Here is a 24,936-nt window from a genome sequence, read left to right on the forward strand (position 1 = left end):
TAGCACATTATATTAAACGGCATCGCCGTGAAAACCCAACGTTAACGAAGAAGCTGTATATGGCACAACAAGTTCAACTCACCGCAACGGTATCCGAATCACAACTCGGACAACGCTTAGATCAGACTTTGGCGGAATTGTTCCCTGATTATTCACGTTCTCGCATAAAAGAGTGGATCCTCGATCGTCGCGTTACTGTAAACGGCGTCATGGTCGATACACCCAAAGAAAAAGTGCTGGGCGGCGAGCTGGTCGCGATTGACGCTGAGATCGAAGAGGCACAGCGCTGGGAACCGCAGGATCTGCCACTCGACATCGTTTATGAAGATGAAGACATTATTGTCATCAACAAACCACGCGACTTCGTGGTACACCCTGGCGCCGGTAATCCGGACGGCACGGTATTAAACGCCTTACTTCATCACTTTCCTGCGATTATGGATGTGCCACGCGCGGGCATCGTACACCGCCTGGATAAAGACACCACCGGTTTAATGGTGGTAGCGAAAACCGTTCCGGCTCAGACGCATCTGGTGGACTCGCTGCAGCGTCGCGAAATTACCCGTGAATATGAAGCGGTCGCGATTGGTAATATGACAGCGGGCGGCACTGTTGAGCAGCCTATCAGCCGTCACTCAACCAAACGCACCCACATGGCAGTTCACCCAATGGGTAAACCGGCAGTGACGCATTACCGCATCATGGAGCATTTCCGGGCTCATACCCGTCTGCGTCTGCGTCTGGAAACCGGTCGTACTCACCAGATCCGTGTGCATATGTCTCACATCAGCCATCCGCTGGTGGGCGATCCGCTTTACGGTGGCCGTCCGCGTCCACCAAAAGGGGCATCAGAGGCATTTATTACGACGCTGCGCGGTTTCGACCGTCAGGCCCTGCACGCCACAATGTTGCGCCTGTATCACCCCATCAGCGGTATCGAGATGGAATTCCATGCTGCGCTTCCGCAGGATATGGTTGATCTGATCGCGGCGTTAAAAGCAGACACTGAAGAATTCAAAGACCAGATGAATTGGTGATGAATCTGATTATTCCTCAATGGCCTGCGCCGTCACGCGTTCGGGCCTGCTCGACGCAGCGACAGGGCGGCATCAGCACGTCGCCGTGGGATGCGCTGAATCTCGGCGGGCACGTAGGGGATAATCCGGATGCAGTGGCGCGTAACCGGCAGTTGCTGGTGGAAGAAGCGGGCCTGCCTGCAATGCCGCAGTGGCTGGAACAGGTTCACGGTACAGAGGTTGTGCGTCTGACCGCAGGAGAAAGTACGCCATTACGTGCCGATGCCTGCATCACCGATCAGCCTGGCGTTGTCTGCGCCATCATGACCGCTGACTGTCTGCCGGTTCTCTTCTGTTCGCAGGATGGGAAGGAAGTCGCTGCGGCACATGCAGGCTGGCGCGGACTGTGTGCGGGTGTACTGGAAAATACGCTGGCGCAGTTTCGCTCGCCGACTGAGCAGGTTCATGCCTGGCTGGGACCGGCGATTGGACCCGATGCGTTTGAGGTTGGTGCAGAAGTGCGTCAGGCCTTTATGGCTCAGGATCCCCACGCCGTGCAGGCTTTCCGTCCTTCGGGCGACCGTTTTTACGCTGATATCTGGCTGCTGGCGCGTATGCGACTGCAGGCAGCGGGCGTGCATTCAATCAGCGCCGATAGCCGTTGTACCTTTACGCAGCGCGACGATTTCTTCTCCTTCCGCCGCGATGGGATCACCGGGCGTATGGCAACTTTGATCTGGCTGTTATAACCTTACGCCATAAGACGGTCCAGTTAGCGTATTTTTTACTCAAACCTCAGGTCATTAACCTTGAAATTTTTGAGGGATGACCTCATTTAATCTCCAGTAGCATTTTGACCTGTAATGGGAGGAATTATGCGTCTGGATCGTCTTACTAACAAATTTCAGCTGGCTCTCGCCGACGCGCAGTCCCTGGCTCTGGGACACGACAACCAATTCATTGAACCTCTGCACCTGATGAGCGCATTGCTCAAACAGGAGGGCGGATCGGTTTCACCTTTACTGACTTCGGCCGGTGTCGACGTTACGCCTTTTCGCGCTCAGGTTGAGCAGGCCATCGATCGCCTGCCACAAGTTGAAGGCAGCGAAGGGGATGTACAACCCTCATCAGACCTCGTCCGGGTATTAAACCTGTGCGACAAGCTGGCGCAGAAGCGCAACGATAACTTCATTTCATCAGAATTATTTGTTCTGGCCGCCCTGGAATCTCGTGGCTCACTGGCCGATCTGCTCAAAGCAGCGGGTGCAACGCGTGAAAAAATCACCAGTGCAATTGAACAGATGCGGGGAGGAGACAACGTGAACGATCAGGGGGCTGAAGATCAGCGCCAGGCATTGAAGAAATACACCATCGATCTGACCGAGCGTGCCGAGAAGGGCAAACTCGATCCGGTCATCGGCCGTGACGAAGAGATTCGCCGCACTATTCAGGTTCTGCAGCGCCGTACTAAAAACAACCCGGTGCTGATTGGTGAACCTGGCGTGGGTAAAACCGCGATTGTTGAAGGGCTGGCGCAGCGCATCATTAACGGTGAAGTCCCTGAGGGGCTGAAAGGTCGTCGGGTACTGGCGCTGGATATGGGTGCGCTGGTGGCCGGGGCGAAATATCGTGGTGAGTTCGAAGAGCGTCTGAAAGGCGTGCTGAGCGACCTGTCGAAACAGGAAGGCAACGTCATTCTGTTTATCGACGAACTGCACACTATGGTCGGCGCCGGTAAAGCGGACGGTGCGATGGATGCCGGTAACATGCTCAAGCCTGCGCTGGCTCGTGGTGAACTGCACTGCGTGGGTGCCACTACGCTTGATGAGTACCGTCAGTACATTGAAAAAGATGCCGCGCTGGAGCGTCGTTTCCAGAAAGTCTTTGTGGCTGAGCCGAGTGTGGAAGACACCATCGCCATTCTGCGTGGCCTGAAAGAGCGTTACGAACTGCATCACCATGTTCAGATTACTGACCCGGCGATTGTGGCGGCGGCGACGCTGTCTCATCGTTACATTGCTGACCGCCAGCTGCCGGATAAAGCGATTGACCTGATTGATGAGGCGGCATCCAGCATTCGTATGCAGATGGACTCGAAGCCGGAGTCACTGGATCGCCTGGAGCGCCGTATCATTCAGCTGAAGCTGGAGCAGCAGGCGCTGAAGAAAGAGGCGGACGATGCCAGTATCAAGCGTCTGGAGATGCTGGAAACTGAGCTGAACCAGAAAGAGCGTGAATACGCCGAGCTGGAAGATGAGTGGAAGACCGAGAAGGCGTCGCTGTCCGGCACGCAGAACATCAAAGCTGAACTGGAGCAGGCGCGTCTGAATTTAGAGCAGGCCCGTCGCCAGGGTGATCTCGCTCAGATGTCAGAGCTGCAGTACGGTAAAATTCCGGCACTGGAAAAACAGCTAGCCGCAGCGACACAGGCGGAAGGCAAAACCATGAAGTTACTGCGTAACCGCGTAACGGATGTGGAGATTGCCGATGTGCTGGCTCGCTGGACCGGTATCCCGGTGGCACGAATGATGGAAGGTGAGCGCGATAAGTTGCTGCGCATGGAGCAGGATCTGCATGGTCGTGTCATTGGCCAGGATGAAGCGGTTGAAGCGGTATCGAATGCTATCCGCCGGAGTCGTGCAGGTCTCTCTGATCCCAACCGCCCGATCGGTTCCTTCCTGTTCCTGGGGCCTACCGGGGTAGGTAAGACCGAACTGTGTAAGTCGCTGGCTAATTTCCTGTTCGACAGTGACGATGCGATGGTTCGTATCGACATGTCCGAATTTATGGAAAAACATTCAGTGTCGCGGCTGGTGGGTGCACCTCCGGGCTATGTCGGCTATGAAGAGGGCGGTTATCTGACCGAAGCTGTACGTCGTCGTCCTTATTCGGTAATCCTGCTGGATGAAGTCGAGAAGGCGCATCCTGATGTCTTCAACATTTTGCTGCAGGTGCTGGATGATGGCCGTCTGACGGATGGGCAGGGTCGTACGGTCGATTTCCGTAACAGCGTGGTGATCATGACCTCTAACCTGGGATCGGATTTAATTCAGGAACGGTTCGGCAATCTCAGCTATCCGGAAATGAAAGATATTGTGATGGGTGTGGTCGGACAGCATTTCCGTCCAGAATTCGTCAACCGTATCGATGAGGTGGTGGTGTTCCATCCGCTGGCTGAGAAACATATTGCTTCGATTGCGCAGATTCAGCTGCAGCGGTTGTACAAACGTCTGGATGAACGTGGCTATCAGCTGCACATCTCCGATGAGGCGATCAAACTGCTGGCGGAGAACGGGTATGATCCTGTCTATGGTGCGCGTCCGCTGAAACGGGCGATACAGCAGCAGATCGAGAACCCGCTGGCTCAGCAGATCCTTGCAGGTTCGCTGGTGCCGGGTAAAACCATCGAAATGGATGTTGTAAACGACGTCATCACTGCACATCAGTAAGGGTGCGAGTTGAAAAACGGGCCTCAGGCCCGTTTTTTTTGCCCTTTTGAGGGGTTTTTGCTTATTTATTTCTCCTTTTGAGCGCAAATTGAACGGTCAGTAAAAAAGTTGTGATTTGCACTTGCGCTATCTCAGCCGTTCCCTATAATGCGCCTCCACTGACACGGCAAACCGGCAACGGGAAAACGGATTGGGAGGCACAGGAGACTGCGCCGCTGGAGAAAAACTTCTGAAATAGAGGTTGACTCTGCAGGAGGAAAGCGTAATATACGCCACCTCGCGACAGGACGCTAACGCACTGTTCGCACTGCTCTTTAACAATTTATCAGACAATCTGTGTGGGCACTCGCAGGATTGATATCAGCGTCTTAGGACGCAACAAAAATATCAAGTCTCACGAGTGAACACATAATGAAATTCATTATGACGTTTTACAGATGAGCACCGCTTAACTTGTTTAAGCAAATCAAACTTAAATTGAAGAGTTTGATCATGGCTCAGATTGAACGCTGGCGGCAGGCCTAACACATGCAAGTCGGACGGTAGCACAGAGAGCTTGCTCTTGGGTGACGAGTGGCGGACGGGTGAGTAATGTCTGGGGATCTGCCCGATAGAGGGGGATAACCACTGGAAACGGTGGCTAATACCGCATAACGTCGCAAGACCAAAGAGGGGGACCTTCGGGCCTCTCACTATCGGATGAACCCAGATGGGATTAGCTAGTAGGCGGGGTAATGGCCCACCTAGGCGACGATCCCTAGCTGGTCTGAGAGGATGACCAGCCACACTGGAACTGAGACACGGTCCAGACTCCTACGGGAGGCAGCAGTGGGGAATATTGCACAATGGGCGCAAGCCTGATGCAGCCATGCCGCGTGTATGAAGAAGGCCTTCGGGTTGTAAAGTACTTTCAGCGGGGAGGAAGGCGACGGGGTTAATAACCCCGTCGATTGACGTTACCCGCAGAAGAAGCACCGGCTAACTCCGTGCCAGCAGCCGCGGTAATACGGAGGGTGCAAGCGTTAATCGGAATTACTGGGCGTAAAGCGCACGCAGGCGGTCTGTTAAGTCAGATGTGAAATCCCCGGGCTTAACCTGGGAACTGCATTTGAAACTGGCAGGCTTGAGTCTTGTAGAGGGGGGTAGAATTCCAGGTGTAGCGGTGAAATGCGTAGAGATCTGGAGGAATACCGGTGGCGAAGGCGGCCCCCTGGACAAAGACTGACGCTCAGGTGCGAAAGCGTGGGGAGCAAACAGGATTAGATACCCTGGTAGTCCACGCCGTAAACGATGTCGACTTGGAGGTTGTTCCCTTGAGGAGTGGCTTCCGGAGCTAACGCGTTAAGTCGACCGCCTGGGGAGTACGGCCGCAAGGTTAAAACTCAAATGAATTGACGGGGGCCCGCACAAGCGGTGGAGCATGTGGTTTAATTCGATGCAACGCGAAGAACCTTACCTACTCTTGACATCCACGGAATTCGGCAGAGATGCCTTAGTGCCTTCGGGAACCGTGAGACAGGTGCTGCATGGCTGTCGTCAGCTCGTGTTGTGAAATGTTGGGTTAAGTCCCGCAACGAGCGCAACCCTTATCCTTTGTTGCCAGCACGTAATGGTGGGAACTCAAAGGAGACTGCCGGTGATAAACCGGAGGAAGGTGGGGATGACGTCAAGTCATCATGGCCCTTACGAGTAGGGCTACACACGTGCTACAATGGCGCATACAAAGAGAAGCGACCTCGCGAGAGCAAGCGGACCTCACAAAGTGCGTCGTAGTCCGGATCGGAGTCTGCAACTCGACTCCGTGAAGTCGGAATCGCTAGTAATCGTGGATCAGAATGCCACGGTGAATACGTTCCCGGGCCTTGTACACACCGCCCGTCACACCATGGGAGTGGGTTGCAAAAGAAGTAGGTAGCTTAACCTTCGGGAGGGCGCTTACCACTTTGTGATTCATGACTGGGGTGAAGTCGTAACAAGGTAACCGTAGGGGAACCTGCGGTTGGATCACCTCCTTACCTGAAGATACCTTCCCGCGCAGTGTCCACACAGATTGTCTGATAAAAAGTAATGAGCAGGACGGCTGCGAAGTCGTGACACAATTGTGTCCCCTTCGTCTAGCGGTTAGGACTCCGCCCTTTCACGGCGGCAACAGGGGTTCGAATCCCCTAGGGGACGCCACCTGCTTGGTGACAGGTGAAAGGTGTCTCCATACAGTATCTCAAAACCGATTTGGTTGCGTAAGCAGCCGGGCCGCGTTTGAGATATTTGCTCTTTAACAATCCGGAACAAGCTGAAAATTGAAACGACATGTCGTTTTCATTCTCCGTAATAAGAATGAAAAACACGATATGTTCGAGTCTCTCAAATGCTTGCAGCACGCAGCGTTGTAAAACGCCTGTGGGTTGTGAGGTTAAGCGACTAAGCGTACACGGTGGATGCCCAGGCAGTCAGAGGCGATGAAGGACGTGCTAATCTGCGTAAAGCGACGGTAAGGTGATATGAACCGCTACAGCCGTCGATGTCCGAATGGGGAAACCCGGTGCACTCTGTGCATCATTGCAGCATGAATACATAGTGCTGCAAGGCGAACCGGGGGAACTGAAACATCTAAGTACCCCGAGGAAAAGAAATCAACCGAGATTCCCCCAGTAGCGGCGAGCGAACGGGGAGCAGCCCAGAGCCTGAATCAGCTTGTGTGTTAGTGGAAGCGTCTGGAAAGTCGCAGGGTACAGGGTGATACTCCCGTACACAAAAACACACATGCTGTGAGCTCGATGAGTAAGGCGGGACACGTGGTATCCTGTCTGAATATGGGGGGACCATCCTCCAAGGCTAAATACTCCTGACTGACCGATAGTGAACCAGTACCGTGAGGGAAAGGCGAAAAGAACCCCGGCGAGGGGAGTGAAACAGAACCTGAAACCGTGTACGTACAAGCAGTGGGAGCCTTGATTTATCAGGGTGACTGCGTACCTTTTGTATAATGGGTCAGCGACTTATATTCTGTAGCAAGGTTAACCGTATAGGGGAGCCGCAGGGAAACCGAGTCTTAACTGGGCGTTAAGTTGCAGGGTATAGACCCGAAACCCGGTGATCTAGCCATGGGCAGGTTGAAGGTTGGGTAACACTAACTGGAGGACCGAACCGACTAATGTTGAAAAATTAGCGGATGACCTGTGGCTGGGGGTGAAAGGCCAATCAAACCGGGAGATAGCTGGTTCTCCCCGAAAGCTATTTAGGTAGCGCCTCGTGAACTCATCTTCGGGGGTAGAGCACTGTTTCGGCTAGGGGGCCATCCCGGCTTACCAACCCGATGCAAACTGCGAATACCGAAGAATGTTATCACGGGAGACACACGGCGGGTGCTAACGTCCGTCGTGAAGAGGGAAACAACCCAGACCGCCAGCTAAGGTCCCAAAGTCATGGTTAAGTGGGAAACGATGTGGGAAGGCACAGACAGCCAGGATGTTGGCTTAGAAGCAGCCATCATTTAAAGAAAGCGTAATAGCTCACTGGTCGAGTCGGCCTGCGCGGAAGATGTAACGGGGCTAAACCATGCACCGAAGCTGCGGCAGCGACGCTTAGGCGTTGTTGGGTAGGGGAGCGTTCTGTAAGCCGTCGAAGGTGGCCTGTGAGGGCTGCTGGAGGTATCAGAAGTGCGAATGCTGACATAAGTAACGATAAAGCGGGTGAAAAGCCCGCTCGCCGGAAGACCAAGGGTTCCTGTTCAACGTTAATCGGAGCAGGGTGAGTCGACCCCTAAGGCGAGGCCGAAAGGCGTAGTCGATGGGAAACAGGTTAATATTCCTGTACTCGGTGTTACTGCGAAGGGGGGACGGAGAAGGCTATATCAGCCGGGCGACGGTTGTCCCGGTTTAAGCGTGTAGGCGGAGAGTTTAGGTAAATCCGGACTCTTGTTAACGCTGAGGCGTGACGACGAGGCACTACGGTGCTGAAGTGATAAATGCCCAGCTTCCAGGAAAAGCCTCTAAGCATCAGGTAACACAGAATCGTACCCCAAACCGACACAGGTGGTCAGGTAGAGAATACCAAGGCGCTTGAGAGAACTCGGGTGAAGGAACTAGGCAAAATGGTGCCGTAACTTCGGGAGAAGGCACGCTGGCGCGTAGGTGGAGGGACTTGCTCCCCGAGCTGAAGCCAGTCGAAGATACCAGCTGGCTGCAACTGTTTATTAAAAACACAGCACTGTGCAAACACGAAAGTGGACGTATACGGTGTGACGCCTGCCCGGTGCCGGAAGGTTAATTGATGGGGTTATCCGCAAGGAGAAGCTCTTGATCGAAGCCCCGGTAAACGGCGGCCGTAACTATAACGGTCCTAAGGTAGCGAAATTCCTTGTCGGGTAAGTTCCGACCTGCACGAATGGCGTAATGATGGCCAGGCTGTCTCCACCCGAGACTCAGTGAAATTGAACTCGCTGTGAAGATGCAGTGTACCCGCGGCAAGACGGAAAGACCCCGTGAACCTTTACTACAGCTTGACACTGAACATTGAGCCTTGATGTGTAGGATAGGTGGGAGGCTTTGAAGCGCGGACGCCAGTTCGCGTGGAGCCAACCTTGAAATACCACCCTTTAATGTTTGATGTTCTAACGTAGGCCCGTAATCCGGGCTGCGGACAGTGTCTGGTGGGTAGTTTGACTGGGGCGGTCTCCTCCTAAAGAGTAACGGAGGAGCACGAAGGTCAGCTAATCACGGTCGGACATCGTGAGGTTAGTGCAATGGCATAAGCTGGCTTGACTGCGAGAGTGACGGCTCGAGCAGGTGCGAAAGCAGGTCATAGTGATCCGGTGGTTCTGAATGGAAGGGCCATCGCTCAACGGATAAAAGGTACTCCGGGGATAACAGGCTGATACCGCCCAAGAGTTCATATCGACGGCGGTGTTTGGCACCTCGATGTCGGCTCATCACATCCTGGGGCTGAAGTAGGTCCCAAGGGTACGGCTGTTCGCCGTTTAAAGTGGTACGCGAGCTGGGTTTAGAACGTCGTGAGACAGTTCGGTCCCTATCTGCCGTGGGCGCTGGAGAATTGAGGGGGGTTGCTCCTAGTACGAGAGGACCGGAGTGAACGCACCACTGGTGTTCGGGTTGTCATGCCAATGGCATTGCCCGGTAGCTAAGTGCGGAAAAGATAAGTGCTGAAAGCATCTAAGCACGAAACTTGCCCCGAGATGAGTTCTCCCTGACTCCTTTGAGAGTCCTGAAGGGACGTTGAAGACTACGACGTTGATAGGCCGGGTGTGTAAGCGCAGCGATGCGTTGAGCTAACCGGTACTAATGACCCGTGAGGCTTAACCTTACAACGCCAGAGGCGTTTTTGAGAGACACGATTTTCAGCTTATTCCGGATATATCTGCGCGGCCCTGAGTGGCGGCGCGGAGACAGAATTTGCCTGGCGGCTTTAGCGCGGTGGTCCCACCTGACCCCATGCCGAACTCAGAAGTGAAACGCCGTAGCGCCGATGGTAGTGTGGGGTCTCCCCATGCGAGAGTAGGGAACTGCCAGGCATTATATAAGTGAAGAAGCCCCGCACAGCAGTGCGGGGCTTTTTTACGTCTTAATGTTGCTCAATTAAGCAGAAATATTTATCATTTACCCACTTCCTGTAGCCCTGATCACCCCAGACACTTCCTCAAAATGGCCAGCAACCCGCTGATTTTTCGATAATTAGCGACATGGCTCACAATAATAATCTCGGATTACCCCGCCTTTACCTCCCATAGACTTAAATGCTTTACTCACTCCTTTAAACGCTGTTGATCAGCAAGGAAAAGAGGTAAGGCATGACACCCAATAATAAAACTCAGACGGACGATACTAAGAAACGCATCTGGGCTATCGTCGGCGCGTCATCAGGCAACCTGGTAGAGTGGTTCGACTTCTATGTCTATTCATTCTTCTCGCTCTACTTTGCCCATATTTTCTTCCCGCAGGGCGATACCACAACACAGTTATTGCAGACCGCGGGCGTTTTTGCGGCAGGATTTTTGATGCGTCCGATTGGCGGCTGGCTGTTTGGCTATATCGGCGACAAACATGGCCGGAAAAATTCAATGCTGGTTTCGGTCTGTATGATGTGTTTTGGTTCGCTGGTGATCGCCTGTTTGCCGGGATACGCGACGATCGGCGTGGCGGCCCCCGTCATTCTGCTGCTGGCGCGTATGTTTCAGGGATTATCGGTGGGCGGCGAGTATGGGACCAGCGCAACCTATATGAGCGAAGTGGCTCTGGAAGGACGCAAAGGATTCTACGCCTCATTCCAGTATGTCACGCTGATTGGCGGCCAGTTGGCGGCAGTACTGACCGTGGTGGTGCTGCAATTTCTGCTCACTGATGCAGAGCTGCGCAGCTGGGGCTGGCGTATTCCATTCTTCCTCGGTGCACTGCTCGCCGTTGTCGCATTATGGTTACGACGCTCTCTGGAAGAAACGTCAGATAAGGCCAGCCGTGAACATCGTGATGCGGGCAGCGTAATCGGGTTACTGCGCAATCACACCCGTCCCTTCCTGATGGTGCTGGGTTTCACCGCCGGTGGCTCCCTGAGTTTTTACACCTTCACTACCTACATGCAGAAGTATCTGGTTAACACGTCGGGTATGGATCCAAAAACGGCAAGCGGGCTGATGACTGGTGCGCTGCTGGTCTTTATGCTGATTCAGCCGATTATCGGTGCCCTGTCAGATAAAATTGGCCGTCGCACTTCGATGATGATCTTTGGCGCAGGTGCGGCGATCTGTACGGTGCCAATTCTGACCCTGCTGCAAAACGTGCAAAGTCCCGGCGTGGCTTTCCTGTTGATAATGCTGGCCTTGCTGATTACCAGCTTCTACACGGCCATCAGCGGCATTCTTAAAGCCGAAATGTTCCCGCCACAGGTGCGTGCACTGGGTGTCGGGCTCTCTTACGCGGTAGCGAATGCGCTGTTCGGTGGATCGGCGGAGTATGTGGCGTTGCTGATGAAGCAGCAGGGGATCGAGACCACCTTCTTCTGGTATGTCTCAGCGATGGGCGCGGTAGCGTTTCTGGTATCGCTGTTGCTGCACAAGCGCGGTAAAGGAATTAAGCTTTAAAAAGGTGACTGACTCAGATTCCACAAGGCGATGCCGCTGGCTGCACCGGCGGCATCCCACGTGAAATCTTTCCAGCTCCAGCCGCTGCCAGTCGGGCGCATCCACTACACAACATCCCAGCAAGCAGTACACTTCGCATAGTGGATACCTTCATGGCCGCAGCGATTAAAGAATACGGCTGATCAGGCGATCGATACGTATCCGGCGCAGACGACGAATCAGTTTCCGCACCTTAGCCGGGTAATCGGCAATACTCTCAAGCTCACGGAAATGCGTCACGATCGTCGTGTTCTGACGGATTAACGTCAGTTCCTTCTCACGCTGAGCGGCTAACTCCTGATGAGGATCGTGGATCAGCACCGCATTTTCGAGATCGAGTCGCCATGCACGTGGATTGAGGTTATTACCGGTAATCAGCTGCCATTCGTCATCAACCCACATTCCTTTAAGGTGATAACTGTTTTCACCATCTTTCCACAGTCTCACGACCAGCTGATCGGTCGTAACGTAATAGTGCAGACGGCTCATGAAGCGACGCAGATTGATCTCGTACAGGTAAGGCAGCGCGCCGATAATTTTGAATGGCTGATCGGGCGCGATGTAGAAATCATTGGCAGTTTTATCACCGACGATGATCTCGACCTGTTTCCCCTGGCGCAGCAGATGAATGATATTACGCACCAGCAGGGCGGGCATGTTGAAGTAAGGGGTACAGATAATCAGCTTCTGTTCGGCACAGGGCATCAGATGGAAAATGGTTTTATTGAGCAGGCTGTGCTTACCCAGACCAACCAGCGGCGTGACCGTTAGTTCATCGTTGCCGGCATTCCCTTCAAACTGATAATTGAAGCCTCGCAGATCCTGACGGAACTGGCGCGTCTCATTTTTGATTTCAGGGCTTGAAGGACGCTCAGCAAAATCGAGTCGGTTAACCGCTTCCGCAGGCTTGAGATTGAGCGTGATCCAGTCATACATCGTATCGGTCAGCTGGCGATTACGGATAACCTGGTAGCGATCATAGCGATACTTATCATGCTGATGCAGGTAGACATCATTGATGCTGGCGCCGCTGTAGAGCAGCATATCATCGATAATGAACCCTTTAAGATGCAGCACGCCCAGCGCTTCACGGGTATTGACCGGAATGCCATAAACCGGGATGGCGATATCCGGATAGCGGGTCGCCATTTCACAATACCAGTCGGCATTGGTTACGCCCCGCGCTGCGCCAATCCGGCCACGCTGCGCACGGTGCCAGTCAACCAGAATCGAGATATCCAGCTCCGGCCGCGCCTGCTTCGCACTATAGAGCGCATCCATGACGGCACGCCCGGCGTCATCATTTTCCAGATAGAGCGCAACAATACAGATGCGTGTCTGCGCTGCCGCAATTTTCTCCAGCAATGTCTGGCGAAATTCGGCAGGCGAGTAAAGTGTCGACACATCCGCAACGGATTGTGACAGTTTCGGCAGCTGTGCGAGGTGTTGTTGGTGTTTGTTACGTTTAAATTTAGACAACATCACAGTGCACTTCTTCTCTGTTCATTGCATGGCCTTTTGCCATCAAATCAGGGTTATAACCATAAATAATAACATCAACTCCGTCGATTCGAACGTTTTTTACCTTTCTCTACAAGGTTAGTTGATCTCATTCTGTAAAGACAATTTCAGGCTGACAATACCGTCATCCAGTTGAATATCAACATAAAAATTGAGTTTTCGGGCCAGTGTAATCATGCCGCGGTTATGGGGCATGGTGATACCGTTCAATTGTTGCAAGCCGTGATGTCGGGTATAGCGAATCATCTTTTCCAGCAAACGACGACCCATGCCCAGCCCTTTCAGGTCGGAACGGACCAGCACCGAAAACTCCGCGTCAATGTTATCCGCATCCGAAATAGCGCGGGTGACGCCGATAATCTCAGGGCGTCCCTGATGCTGACGAACCGCCACGATCGCCATCTCCCGGTCATAATCGATCTGAGTCATATTGGCGAGATCATCATGCGTAAACTCATTGATTTCATTGAAGTAGCGGTAGTAAAGATCCTCTTTGGTCACCTGACTGATGAAATCGCGCAGCAGGGGTTCATCTTCCGGCAGGATGGGGCGGAACAGGCAGAATTGCCCATCCTTTAACTCCACTTCTTCTTCCAGATGCTGCGGATAGGGACGTATTGCCAGCCGTGCTTCATTATCCCCCTCAAACGGAGCCAGCGTCAGGGTGACATCCAGCAGGGTAAAATCATTGCCCGCCGCCAGCAGCGGATGAATGTCCAGTCGCTGGATCTCCGGGCAATCCACCACCAGGTTTGAGACCTGCACCAGCAACTGACTTAAACCGGGGATATCAAGCGGATTCAGGGCGCTGCGGCTGCGGATTTTTCCGCTCTTAATCGCCTGAATTACCAGATAGCGTGCCAGCGTCATATTCAGCGGAGGCAGGGCAACCGCAGCCTGTTTATCGGCCTGCCATTCAACACCGCCTTCGCCCAGCATAATGATCGGGCCAAACAGGGCATCCTGCTCGACCACGACCCGCAGTTCCTGCGCGCCCGCACGGCTGGCCATGCTCTGAACCAGCAGCCCTTCAATCCGAGCCTGCGGCAGCGTCTGTTTTACCCGATCAAATATGGCCTCGGCGGCATGCTCCACTTCGCTGGCATTGCGCAGATAGAGCATCACGCCCTGAACCTCCGACTTATGGGCAATATCAGGCGAACGCAGTTTCAGCGCTACCGGATAGCCAATCTGATCGGCAATTGCCACGGCCGCCGCGCTGTCGCTGGCGATCCAGGTTGGTAGCGTCGCCAGCCCATATGCCTGCAGCACCGGCTGCACTTCGTGGGTATCCAGCGCGGTAATACCACGCGCCAGCGCCTGTGACAGCAACTGGTGAGCATGGGCGCTGTCCTGGTTCAGCGTGACGGGCAGGGCAGGGGTTTCGCGCAGCTGCTTCTGGTTACGCCGGTACTCAACCTGATGCATAAAAGCGGTGACGGTACCTTCGGGCGTGCGCCAGGTCGGTATCCCTGCCTGCGTAAAGGCTCTGCGTGCAGCCTGTGAAGAGAACTCGCCGCTCCAGTTGGTCAGCAACGTTACCAGCTTTCCGCGCGGGTGACGGGCAATAGTGTCGATCAGATGTGCGGCCGTTTCCGTCGCGGGTGCGACCGCGCTAGGCGCATGAATAATCATTAAGGCATCAAGCTCATGGCTGTTGAGCAGGATCTCCACACAGGCAGCGTAGCGCGCGGCGGTGGCGTCATCTTTTAAATCCAGCGGATTACCGCGACCCGCACCCGCAGGCAACAGCGCCTCCAGCTGCTGACGCGTTTCATCGCTGAGCTGCGCCAGTTTGCCGTTGCGGGCATAAAGCTCATCCAGCGCCAGGGCGGCAGGTGCGGCACCATTACTGATGATCATCAGCCTGTCGCCCCGCAGCGGCCGCATATGGCTCAGCGATTCAACGGCGGAGAACAGCTCATGCGTGTCCTGCACACGCAGTAACCCGGCGCGCTGAATGGCCGCATCCCAGGCCGCGTCAAGTCCGCTGTGGGTGCCAAGCAGCGCCTGCGCTTCACGGCTGCGCCCACTCTTGATGACCAGAATCGGTTTATTACGGGAGGCGCTGCGTGAAGCGGAAACAAAACGACGCGCATCGCTGAGGTGCTCAAGATAGAGCAGGATGGCGCTGGTCTTGCCGTCGCGTGCCAGAAAGTCGAGCAGGTCATCGACATCGGTATCCAGACTGTCACCCAGCGCGATAAACCAGGAGAAGCCGAGATGACGCTGCTGCGCCCAGTCGAGAATGGTATTAGAGACGGCTGCGGACTGAGAGATAAACGCGATACGGCCTTTATCTATCGGCACCGGCGAAAAGCTGGCATTCAATCCCTGCCAGGGGGCCAGCAGACCAAGACTGTTCGGTCCCAGCAGACGGATCTGCCACCGGCTGGCGCAGGCTTTGAGTTCCGCCGACTGGCTGGCGGGCGCGGAGAGGATAATGCAGGCCTTGCAGCCTTTTTCGCCGAGCTGTTGCAGCAATTCGAGGTTACGTTTTGAGTGGGTGCAGATGACCGCCAGATCTGGCGCGAAAGGTAAGCTGTCGATGGTGGGCCAGGCCAGCACGCCGCTGACCGCTTTATATTTTGGCGTCACCGGCAATACCGGCCCGCTAAAACCGCCCGCCAGCAGGTTACGCATCATAAAGTACCCGGCACGCCCTGGCGTTACCGAGGCACCAATCACCGCAATTGATTTAGGTCGTAACAGCGCTTCCAGTCCGCGTTGGCTCATCTCGCCCTCCAGAGATCGGGATTTGCGTGATTGTAAACGCTTTTTGCGGGCAGTGCTTCCGGGCAGATCGCAGGCTGAACATCAGGATCGGGTGATCTGTCAGCGCAGGCTTTCGCCTGCCAGAAGAAGGATGCGATTAAGCCTGTCCGGGGTGATGCGGTTTTCCTGCCAGGTAGGCCGCGCGAAACTGATCGAAATGGTGAGATAGCGCCTCTGCCGCCCGCCGATCGCCCGCCTGCGCCAGCAGCGCCGCGGCGACTTCAGCGGTACAGTGCTGACCTTCGCCGTGCGCCTCACGCAGCGTATAGCGCGAAGGCGTGCTGACATCCAGCGACATTACCGGCAGGGCATCGAGCCAGGGGCTTTTGCGGAACATTTTGCGTGCTTCGGTCCAGGTACCATCCAGCATAATAAACAGCGGCGGCTTGCCGCTGACGGGTGGCGTTGTCAGCACCTCGCGACCGGGATCGGCATAGGAGGCCGGGAAGACGACCAGCGGCTGATAATCGGGATTGCGCACTGCCGCCAGCAGCAGCGGATCCGGCTCGGTACGTGACCAGCCAAACGCCTGGGTATCCGGCAGAATATCGGCAATCAGACGACCGGTGTTGCTCGGCTTCATCGGCTCGGTATCAAACATCACCAGGCAGAAGCGGCTACGGGCAGACTGCGGCACGATCTGACTGCAGAGACAGTTGGCCTCTGGCAGCAGACAGCCCTGGCAGCGAATGACCCGATTTCCGCGCGCGAGGAAAGGACGGGTGGCTCGGGCCAGGCGTTGGGTGCGCAAGCGCAAAACAGCATTATCAGACATGAGTATTCAGGGCAGGAAAAACGTCAGTGTAATCGAAGCGCAGATGAAAAGGAAAAGGCCAGACTGGCTGGCCTCCGGAGATTAAAGTGATTCGTCCAGCCATTCGTTAAACGGCGCTTTGGGCATGGCACCGTTCAGCATATCGACCCGCTCACCATTCTTAAACAGCATGATGGTCGGAATACTGCGGATGTTGAAGCGGGCGCTCAGAGCGGATTCCGCTTCGGTGTTTACTTTAATAAAGCGGACTTTCCCGCTGCGCTCACTGGCGACATCTTTAAACACCGGCGCAAAATTGACGCAGGGACCGCACCAGGGCGCCCAGAAATCGATCACCACCGGCAGATCGTCCTGCAGATATTTGTCAAAGTTAGCGCTGGTGGCATTAACCACTTCGCCATCAAACAACGCATTTCCGCAGCGGCCACATTTCGCCGCGTCGGCAAGGCGTTCTTCAGGAACGCGATTGGTTGCCTGACAGGAAGCGCATACCGTATTCATAGGAACCTCTGGGGTTGAAAAGTGTCAGTCTGGTAATAGTTGTCCATTATGAAAGGGGGCGGATTTCCGCTCAATCTGGATTGCTCTATAGGTTCAATAGTTGATAGCTAAGCGCCAGCACATCAGGTAATCTGCGCGCTCTGAATGCAGGAGGAAGACATGAACGACGAATTTAAAGGCAAGAGCGGCAAGGTTAAGGTGATGTACGTGCGTGGCGAGGACGATAAGAGCGCGCGCGCGCCGAATCCTCGTACAGGCAAAGGTGGTCACTCTGCTGCCCGCCCGGATGATAATCGTCGTTCGTCTGGCCCCCGTACTGAACGCGGTCAGGAAGGTGGTCGCTCCGCTGGCCGTCGCAGCGATGACACCGGTCGCAGCAGTTCACCGCGTCGTGACGAAGGCGGACGTGGTGCACCACGCCGCTCAGACGATAGTGCAGGCCGCCGCAACGATCGTGGCGATGATAGCCGCGGCGCCTATGGCAGCAGCGACTCTCCGTGGCGCACCGTGTCACGCGCGCCATCAGCCGATCGTGCAGCATCGCCTGAGAGCGACAAGCCCGATCATGGCGGCATCAGCGGCAAGAGCTTTGTCGATCCTGAGCAGATCCGTCGTCAGCGTAACGAAGAAACCCGCGTCTATGGTGAGAACGCCTGTCAGGCGCTGTTCCAGAGTCGTCCGGAAGCGATTGTTCGCGCCTGGTTCATTCAGGAAGTGACCCCGCGTTTCCGCGAATCGCTGCGCTGGCTGGCGGCTAACCGCAAAGCCTATCACGTGGTAGAAGATGCAGAGATCACCAAAGCCTCCGGCACTGAGCATCATGGCGGCGTCTGCTTCCTGATCAAAAAGCGTATGGGTATGGCGGTTTCTGAATGGCTGAGCCAGGCAACGATCAAAGATTGCGTACTGGCACTGGAAGATGTCAGCAACCCGCACAACCTCGGCGCGATTATGCGTAGCTGCGCGCACTTTGGCGTAAAAGGTTTGCTGGTAAATGACGCTTCTCTGCTGGAGTCCGGCGCAGCCGTGCGAACTGCAGAAGGCGGTGCTGAGCATGTGCAGGCGATCAGCGGCGCAACCTTCAGCGAAGGTCTGGAAGCGTTCCGTAAAGCGGGTTACACCATCGTGACTACCTCCAGCCATCAGGGCACGCCGCTGTCGCAGGCTCAGCTGCCGGAGAAAATGGTACTGGTGTTAGGTCAGGAGCGTGAAGGTCTTTCTGACACCGCGTTCAAACAGGGTGACATGAGCCTGTCGATTGGCGGCACCGGCAACGTGGAAAGCCTCAACGTCTCTGTCGCAACCGGCGTACTGCTCGCCGAATGGTGGCGTCAGAACGCATAAAAAAACGGGCCGAAAGGCCCGTTTTTTTTGGCAGGTACGGGTCAGCGTTAAGCTAATCCGTCGCTGCCCACTTCATCCAGCGGTGTGGCATCAGTGCGCGCCACCACCACCACCGCCTGCTCCAAACGGCGGCCGGGCAAACCAGATCAGCACCAGCAGGATCAGGAACACGCCCGCCGACGCCCAGAAGATTTCATTCGCTGAAATAATCAGTCCCTGATTGGTAATCTGCTGCGCGATATAAGCAGACGCCTGCTGCTGCGTCATCCCCAGGCTCTCCAGCTGGCTATACATCTGCTGCGAATTGACGTTGTACGGGGTAATCGACTCCGTCAGGTAGCTATGATGCATCGACTCGCGGTTCGTCCACATGGTCGTGGTAATCGACGTTCCCACCGAACCGGCAAAGGTACGCATGAAGTTCGACAGGCTGGAGGCGGCGGCCATGCGCTCTGGCGGCAGTCCCGACAGCGTAATCGTGGTCAGCGGCATAAAGAAGCAGGCCACGGCAAAGCCCTGGATAAACTGCGGCCAGGCTGAGGCACCAAAGTCCATTCCCGGTTCAAACGTATACGCGCGCCAGTAGAAGCAGACGGCATACATAATGAAGCTGAACGTGACCAGCCGTCGCATATCGAGCTTATGGGCAAAGCGACCAATGATTGGCGACAGGATCACCGGCAAAATCCCCACCGGCGCAGACGCCAGACCGGCCCAGGTTGCGGTATACCCGTAAACCTCCTGCAGCAGCTGCGGCAACAGCACTATCGAGCCGAAGTAGAGCATGTAAGCCAGACTGATCGACAGACAGCCGATGGTGAAGTTGCGCGACTTAAACAGCGACAGGTCTATGATGGGGTGATCGTCCGTCAGCTCCCACACCAGCAGAACCGACAGCGCAATCACGGCCACTACCCCGAGCACGATAATCTCGGACGAGTTAAACCAGTCGAGCTCCTTACCGCGATCCAGCATGACCTGCAGGCAGCCAATCCCCACCACCAGCAGTACCAGCCCGACCATATCGATCCGCCGGATTTCGGTTTTGGTTTCCCGGCCACGCAGGGTTTGCAGCGTCAGGATCACCACTGCCACACCAATCGGCACGTTGATAAAGAAGATCCAGCCCCAGTGATAGTTGTCGCTGATCCAGCCGCCCAGTATCGGGCCGCAGATCGGTGCCACGATCACCGTCATCGCCCACAGCGACAGCGCAACACTGCGCTTCGCGGGCGGATAGTTGTTGAGCAGCAGACTTTGCGACAGCGGGATCAAAGGACCCGCGACGATCCCCTGGATGACGCGGAAGAAGATCAGCATCTCCAGGCTGTCTGACATGCCACACGCCCAGGAGGCAATAGCAAACAGAATGGTCGACCAGGTGAACAGCTTCACTTCACCGATGCGTTTTGCCAGCCAGCCGGTCAGCGGGATCGAGATCGCATTCGCCACACCAAACGAGGTGATTACCCAGGTACCCTGAGAGTTCGACGCGCCCAGGTTCCCGGCAATAGTAGGGATAGCCACGTTGGCGATGGTCGAGTCCAGAACCTGCATGAACGTCGCCAGCGACAGCGCAATGGTCATCAGGACCAGCGGCATCCCTTCAAGCGGTTTTTGTGCCATTACAGCCTCCGCGTCATCATTCGGCGTTGGCGCGGACGATATCGGTGATCAGCTGATTGACCGGCGCAAGGTCAATCGCCAGCGCGTTGCTGCTGTAAGCGGCCTGCTGACGGGCGCTGGTGGCGAGCGCGCTGCCTTCTTTGCTGGTGGTATCGATTTTAACCAGCGTGGAGAGGCCGATGCGCAGCGGATGTCTGGCGATATCGTCCTGATTCAGTTCGATACGAACCGGCAGGCGCTGAACCACTTTGATCCAGTTACCGGTGGCATTCTGTGCAGGCAGCAGAGAGAAGGCGCTGCCGGTGCCCATATCCAGTCCGGCGACTTTGCCCTGATAAACCACTTCGTCACCATAAATATCGGCAACTACGGTGGCAGGCTGACCAATGCGAACGCCAGCCAGCTGGGTCTCTTTAAAGTTGGCATCGACCCACAAATTAGTGGCAGGCACGACAGCCAGCAGCGGGGTGCTGGTGGAGATTTGCGAACCGACCTGCACGCTGCGACGGGAGACAAAGCCATCCATCGGGCTGCGGATTTCGGTGCGCTGCAGCGCCAGCCAGGCATCACGCAGCTCAGCCGCGCTCTGTTGAACGGCAGGTTGATTTTCGAGCGAGGTGTTGAGGATCATCGCCTGATTGGCATTGTATTGCTGAATCGCTACGTCCAGCTGCGCTTTGGCGGTCGCCACGGCGTCACGGGCGTGCTGCAACTCTTCACGGCCAATCAGGTTGGCTGCACCCAATGGCTCACGACGTTTCAGGTCGGCTTCTGCCTGTGCCAGTGCGGTCTGCTGCAGCGTAATGCTGGCCTGATACTGTTTGCCATTGATCATCAGTTGATGCGTCTGACGCACGCTGGTGGCCAGGGCCGTCTGCGCTTTTTCAAACGCCTGCTCAGCATCGGTTTTATCGAGTGAAACCAGCACATCGCCTTTTTTGACGAAATCGGTATCTTCAAACCAGACTTTGTTCACGCTACCGGAGACCTGTGCCATCACCTGCACCTGATTACCCGCAACGTAGGCGTCATCCGTTTCCTGAAAATGGCGCAGGACCAGGAACCAGTAAACTCCCCAGGCAATACCAATCAGCACAAAGATCAGCGCCAGCACGATGAGCACACTTTTGCGCTTCTTCTTTTTACTGGCTGACGGTTGCGGGCTTTGTGCTTCTGCCGTTGCACTCATGACTTTCTCCACGTTTTCCATTTAGTCGGGCGACAGAAATCCCTTTCCGCCTGCGCCCGAGTCGAAAAAGCCAGCGACTGAGCGCTGGCCAGATAAAAAAGGAAATTAAAATAACGATTTCGACAGGTGATTGTGTCGCACTTATTGCTATTAGCGGGACAGCGAGGCGATCAGCTGGTCTTCATCCATTTTATCGAGACGATTAAGCAGTTTACGGGTGATGCCTTCCAGCTGAGACTTCTCATCGACTGACAGCGACGACCAGAGATACTGCAGGCTCTGATGCTGAGGGGGCAGCAGCTGACGCAGGAACTCCATCCCTTTATCGGTCAGATGCAGGTGCAGGCAGCGACGGTCGTGATCGCTTTCGCGACGCTCAATCCAGCCACGTTTTTCCAGCTCATCCGCAATGCGCGTTGCATTGGTGCGGGAAGAGCCAAGGGCGGAGCTGAGCTCAGAAGGCTGAATGCTGTGATTTTCCTGCGCATCCAGCGTAATCAATGCCATGAACAGGGTTTCATTAATGCCCTGTGCTTTCAGCATCTTATTGCGGTTGTCCAGCAGTTTACCCTGCATATGCATACAGAGACGCGTCAGAATAATTTCCTGTAACGGAAAATCCTTATGGCGATTGGCACGGATGTTTAGCATCTGCTCAATGGGAGTAAACGAACTTTCCATTAAAAAAAACCTCACTAATTGCAACTTGTATAATAACTATGGTGACAGGGTAAGCGTAGTCACTTTTTGGCAAGTGATCGCTCAAAGACCCGCACTCTGCACCATCAAAGGTATTCCAGGCCAATCCCTGGCCCTGGGTCGAAAAACCCGTACGCCCGGCAGCAGCGCTGAGCCAGGACATGTTCAAAAGGGGGCAAATTTAATAATATCGCGAGGAAAAATAACCGAAGTGAATAGCTTTGTTACTAACCATAACAAACCTAACCATTTGTGACCAGACCAATGCGCTGTCGGGCCAGGGTTCAGTTGATTTTTTCCGGCTCAAAGCGCGATCCGCCCGTCCAGATTAGCAGATTCATCAGCGTCAGCAGCGCGCCAGCACCACACACCCCGTACCAGCCCCACAGGTGGTAAGCGGTGGCTGAAAGCAGTGAGCCAGCCGCACCCCCTATAAAGTAGCTGGTCATGTAACCGGCATTAAGACGGTTACGCGCCTCCGGCATCTGCGCATAGATCACGCTTTGATTAGTGATATGGACGGCCTGAACCGCCAGATCCAGCAGCAGAATGCCGACGATCAGCGGCACCAGCTGCTCCGCGCCCCAGGCAATAGCAGCCCACGACAATAACATGAGCAGCAGGCCGAGCCAGGTCGTCAGCTTCGCTTTGCCTTTGTCTGCCAGCGAGCCCGCCTGACGAGCGGCCAGCGCACCAGCGGCACCGACCAGCCCCAGCAAGCCAATCTCACCCTCTGAGAAGTGATAGGGCGCGCCAGAGAGCAGAAATGCCATGGAGGTCCACAGCAGGCTGAAATTGGCAAACGAGAGACAGCCGGTCCACGCGCGGGTGCGGATCACCCGGTTGCCTGCATACAGGCGAAAAATAGAGGCCAGCAGCTGCGGATAGCTCATGGGCACGGACTGTTTCACGCGTGGCAGCGATCGCCACAGCGCCAGCGCCATAACCACCATCAGCAGACTGGCGGTCCAGTAAACTGTACGCCAGCCGCCGAGCTGCGCCAGGCCACCTGCCACGGTGCGTGCCAGCAGAATCCCCAGCAACAGACCGCTCATGATCGTCCCAACGATTTTGCCGCGCCGCTCCGGCTCGGCCAGCGTGGCGGCCAGCGGCACCAGAATTTGTGCGGCGACCGAAAACAGGCCCGTCATGACCGTGCCCAGCAGTAAAAAGAGGAACGAATGCGACAGGGCGATGATCACCATGCCCGCCGCAGCCAGCAGGATCATCGTCACAATCAGGCTGCGTCGTTCAAAGCGATCGCCCAGCGGCACCAGCAACAGCAGACCGCAGGCGTAGCCGAGTTGCGCCGTGGTGACAATAAACCCGGCGAGGCTAACAGAGAGATCAAACTGTTGGGCGATGGTATTAAGCAGTGGCTGAACGTAATAGTTACTGGCTACGCAGAGGCCGGTGGCTACCGACATCAGGACCACTAAAGCAGGCGTCAGACCCTGGCGAGTCGCATTCATAAACAGCATCGGTCGCTAATAATCATTTGAGGTTAATAATAACTCAAAAAACTATTTCACACGCATGTTTATTGACAGGCCATACCAGTCATAACAAGAGGTTTAATCAGCGGTAGAGGATTTACGGGTGACGTTATGCGAACAGGCTCAGGAAGCATACGCCTTTCGCAAAGACGCAAAAGATGCCATCCATGGCATGCTCAGCGCGGGCGATGACGCACCTCATCCGTGAGGTGCGCCCGTTGCCGGGCCAACGCGTTGCGTTGTTCAAAAACGCTCCCGGCGTTTTTAGTACGCACCTCATCCCTGAGGTGCGCCCGTTGCCGGGCCAACGCGTTGCGTTGTTCAAAAACACTCCCGGCGTTTTTATTCGGGCGGCGCTATGCTTTGCTACAGGCGTATGCTCCCATCGCTTTGAGTTTTGGTGCCGTCTGAGTGAAGAAACGCTTTCAGATCAGGACGACCTGCCCGTCCATCAGAAATTCCAGTCTTCGTCTTCAGTTTCGACCGCTTTGCCCATCACATAGGAAGAGCCTGAACCGGAAAAGAAGTCGTGGTTCTCGTCGGCGTTGGGCGACAGCGCAGACAGAATGGCCGGATTCACGGCCGTCAGCTCTGCCGGGAACAGCGCCTCGTAGCCCAGATTCATCAGCGCTTTGTTGGCGTTGTAGTGCAGGAAGGTTTTCACCTCTTCCACCCAGCCGACATCGGCATAGAGCGCTTCGGTGTAAGCCACTTCGTTCTCATACAGCGCCAGCAGCAGGTCATAGGCGAACTGTTGCAGCTCTTCGCGACGCAGATCGTCAGCGGTGGCCAGCGCCTGCTGATATTTGTAGCCGATGTAGTAACCGTGCACTGCTTCATCGCGAATAATCAGGCGAATCAGGTCTGCGGTGTTGGTCAGCTTGCCACGGCTCGACCAGTACATCGGCAGCCAGAAGCCGGAATAGAACAGGAACGACTCCAGGAAGACGCTGGCGATCTTCTTCTTCAGCGGATCGTCGGCGCGGTAGTGTTCCAGGATAATGCGCGCCTTATTCTGCAGCGGCGCATTCTCTTCGCTCCACTGATAGGCGGCATCCACATCCTGGGTGTTACACAGGGTTGAGAAGATCGAACTGTATGAGCGGGCATGCACCGCTTCCATAAAGCTGATATTCGACAGCACCGCCTCTTCGTGCGGGGTAATGGCATCGTCCATCAGTCCCGGTGCGCCGATCACGTTCTGGATAGTGTCGAGCAGCGTCAGACCGGTGAAGACCCGGATGGTCAGCTGCTGCTGCTGTTTATCCAGCGTCTGCCAGCCGGGCAGATCGTTGGAGAGCGGCACCTTCTCCGGCAGCCAGAAGTTGCTGGTAAGACGGTTCCACACTTCAAGATCTTTATCATCCTGAATGCGGTTCCAGTTAATGGCCTGAATCTGTTTGAGTTTCATCATGT

14 protein-coding genes, 1 tRNA gene and 3 rRNA genes are annotated in these 24,936 nt (G+C 55.3%); 9 read left to right on the plus strand and 9 right to left on the minus strand.

Going from position 1 to position 24,936, the window contains the following annotated elements; genetic code table 11:
• Positions 1-59 precede the first annotated feature (59 nt).
• The 8 genes from rluD to PU624_RS08230 all read left to right on the plus strand — a co-directional run bounded on the left by rluD (position 60) and on the right by PU624_RS08230 (position 11,555).
• Positions 60-1,037: a 23S rRNA pseudouridine(1911/1915/1917) synthase RluD gene (gene rluD / locus PU624_RS08195; protein ID WP_283547234.1), complete on the plus strand. Its 978-nt coding sequence runs from the start codon at positions 60-62 to the stop codon at positions 1,035-1,037.
• Positions 1,037-1,765, plus strand: a complete 729-nt coding sequence (gene yfiH / locus PU624_RS08200) for a purine nucleoside phosphorylase YfiH (protein ID WP_283547235.1) — start codon at positions 1,037-1,039, stop codon at positions 1,763-1,765. Before rluD ends, yfiH begins: the two co-directional genes overlap by 1 nt.
• Positions 1,766-1,879: 114 nt before the next feature.
• Positions 1,880-4,465, plus strand: a complete 2,586-nt coding sequence (clpB, locus tag PU624_RS08205) for an ATP-dependent chaperone ClpB (protein ID WP_283547236.1) — start codon at positions 1,880-1,882, stop codon at positions 4,463-4,465.
• Positions 4,466-4,939: 474 nt separating this feature from the next.
• Positions 4,940-6,480: ribosomal RNA gene (locus tag PU624_RS08210) — 16S ribosomal RNA — on the plus strand.
• An 88-nt stretch (positions 6,481-6,568) separates the two neighbouring features.
• Positions 6,569-6,643: transfer RNA gene (locus tag PU624_RS08215), tRNA-Glu, on the plus strand.
• Between the two features lie 230 nt (positions 6,644-6,873).
• A 23S ribosomal RNA gene (locus PU624_RS08220) occupies positions 6,874-9,784 on the plus strand.
• A 92-nt stretch (positions 9,785-9,876) separates the two neighbouring features.
• Positions 9,877-9,992: ribosomal RNA gene (gene rrf / locus PU624_RS08225) — 5S ribosomal RNA — on the plus strand.
• Together the 16S, 23S and 5S rRNA genes with 1 tRNA gene alongside form the textbook arrangement of a ribosomal RNA operon.
• Positions 9,993-10,268: 276 nt before the next feature.
• Entirely contained in the window at positions 10,269-11,555 is a 1,287-nt protein-coding gene (locus PU624_RS08230; RefSeq protein ID WP_283547237.1) for an MFS family transporter, read from the plus strand.
• A 165-nt stretch (positions 11,556-11,720) separates the two neighbouring features.
• On the opposite strand, the gene pssA is transcribed toward PU624_RS08230, so the two are convergent.
• From pssA to trxC, 4 genes are all read right to left on the minus strand, one after another.
• The gene (gene pssA, locus PU624_RS08235; protein WP_283547238.1) at positions 11,721-13,076 is read right to left on the minus strand and encodes a CDP-diacylglycerol--serine O-phosphatidyltransferase; all 1,356 of its coding nucleotides are present in this window, start codon (positions 13,074-13,076) and stop codon (positions 11,721-11,723) included.
• Between the two features lie 117 nt (positions 13,077-13,193).
• Complete coding sequence (locus PU624_RS08245) at positions 13,194-15,851, minus strand: bifunctional acetate--CoA ligase family protein/GNAT family N-acetyltransferase (RefSeq protein ID WP_283547239.1); 2,658 nt, start codon at positions 15,849-15,851, stop codon at positions 13,194-13,196.
• Positions 15,852-15,987: 136 nt separating this feature from the next.
• Positions 15,988-16,665: a tRNA-uridine aminocarboxypropyltransferase gene (locus tag PU624_RS08250; protein ID WP_283547240.1), complete on the minus strand. Its 678-nt coding sequence runs from the start codon at positions 16,663-16,665 to the stop codon at positions 15,988-15,990.
• Positions 16,666-16,746: 81 nt separating this feature from the next.
• Positions 16,747-17,166, minus strand: coding sequence for a thioredoxin TrxC (gene trxC, locus PU624_RS08255; protein WP_283547241.1), 420 nt, complete (start codon positions 17,164-17,166; stop codon positions 16,747-16,749).
• A gap of 159 nt (positions 17,167-17,325) precedes the next feature.
• On the opposite strand from trxC, the gene PU624_RS08260 reads away from it, so the two are divergent.
• Positions 17,326-18,510, plus strand: coding sequence for a tRNA/rRNA methyltransferase (locus PU624_RS08260; RefSeq protein ID WP_283547242.1), 1,185 nt, complete (start codon positions 17,326-17,328; stop codon positions 18,508-18,510).
• A 90-nt stretch (positions 18,511-18,600) separates the two neighbouring features.
• Here PU624_RS08260 and emrB read toward each other — a convergent pair whose 3' ends face one another.
• The 5 genes from emrB to nrdF all read right to left on the minus strand — a co-directional run bounded on the left by emrB (position 18,601) and on the right by nrdF (position 24,931).
• Positions 18,601-20,136 (minus strand): multidrug efflux MFS transporter permease subunit EmrB, encoded by a 1,536-nt coding sequence (emrB, locus tag PU624_RS08265; protein ID WP_283547243.1) that lies wholly within the window; start codon positions 20,134-20,136, stop codon positions 18,601-18,603.
• A 16-nt stretch (positions 20,137-20,152) separates the two neighbouring features.
• Complete coding sequence (gene emrA, locus PU624_RS08270) at positions 20,153-21,325, minus strand: multidrug efflux MFS transporter periplasmic adaptor subunit EmrA (RefSeq protein WP_283547244.1); 1,173 nt, start codon at positions 21,323-21,325, stop codon at positions 20,153-20,155.
• 150 nt (positions 21,326-21,475) lie between these two features.
• Positions 21,476-22,006, minus strand: a complete 531-nt coding sequence (gene mprA / locus PU624_RS08275) for a transcriptional repressor MprA (RefSeq protein WP_003850381.1) — start codon at positions 22,004-22,006, stop codon at positions 21,476-21,478.
• 302 nt (positions 22,007-22,308) lie between these two features.
• Positions 22,309-23,496: an MFS transporter gene (locus tag PU624_RS08280; protein ID WP_283547245.1), complete on the minus strand. Its 1,188-nt coding sequence runs from the start codon at positions 23,494-23,496 to the stop codon at positions 22,309-22,311.
• A 475-nt stretch (positions 23,497-23,971) separates the two neighbouring features.
• The gene (nrdF, locus tag PU624_RS08285; RefSeq protein ID WP_283547953.1) at positions 23,972-24,931 is read right to left on the minus strand and encodes a class 1b ribonucleoside-diphosphate reductase subunit beta; all 960 of its coding nucleotides are present in this window, start codon (positions 24,929-24,931) and stop codon (positions 23,972-23,974) included.
• Positions 24,932-24,936 lie beyond the last annotated feature (5 nt).

The sequence above is a fragment of the Pantoea sp. Lij88 genome (genome assembly GCF_030062155.1).
GTDB lineage: Bacteria > Pseudomonadota > Gammaproteobacteria > Enterobacterales > Enterobacteriaceae > Pantoea.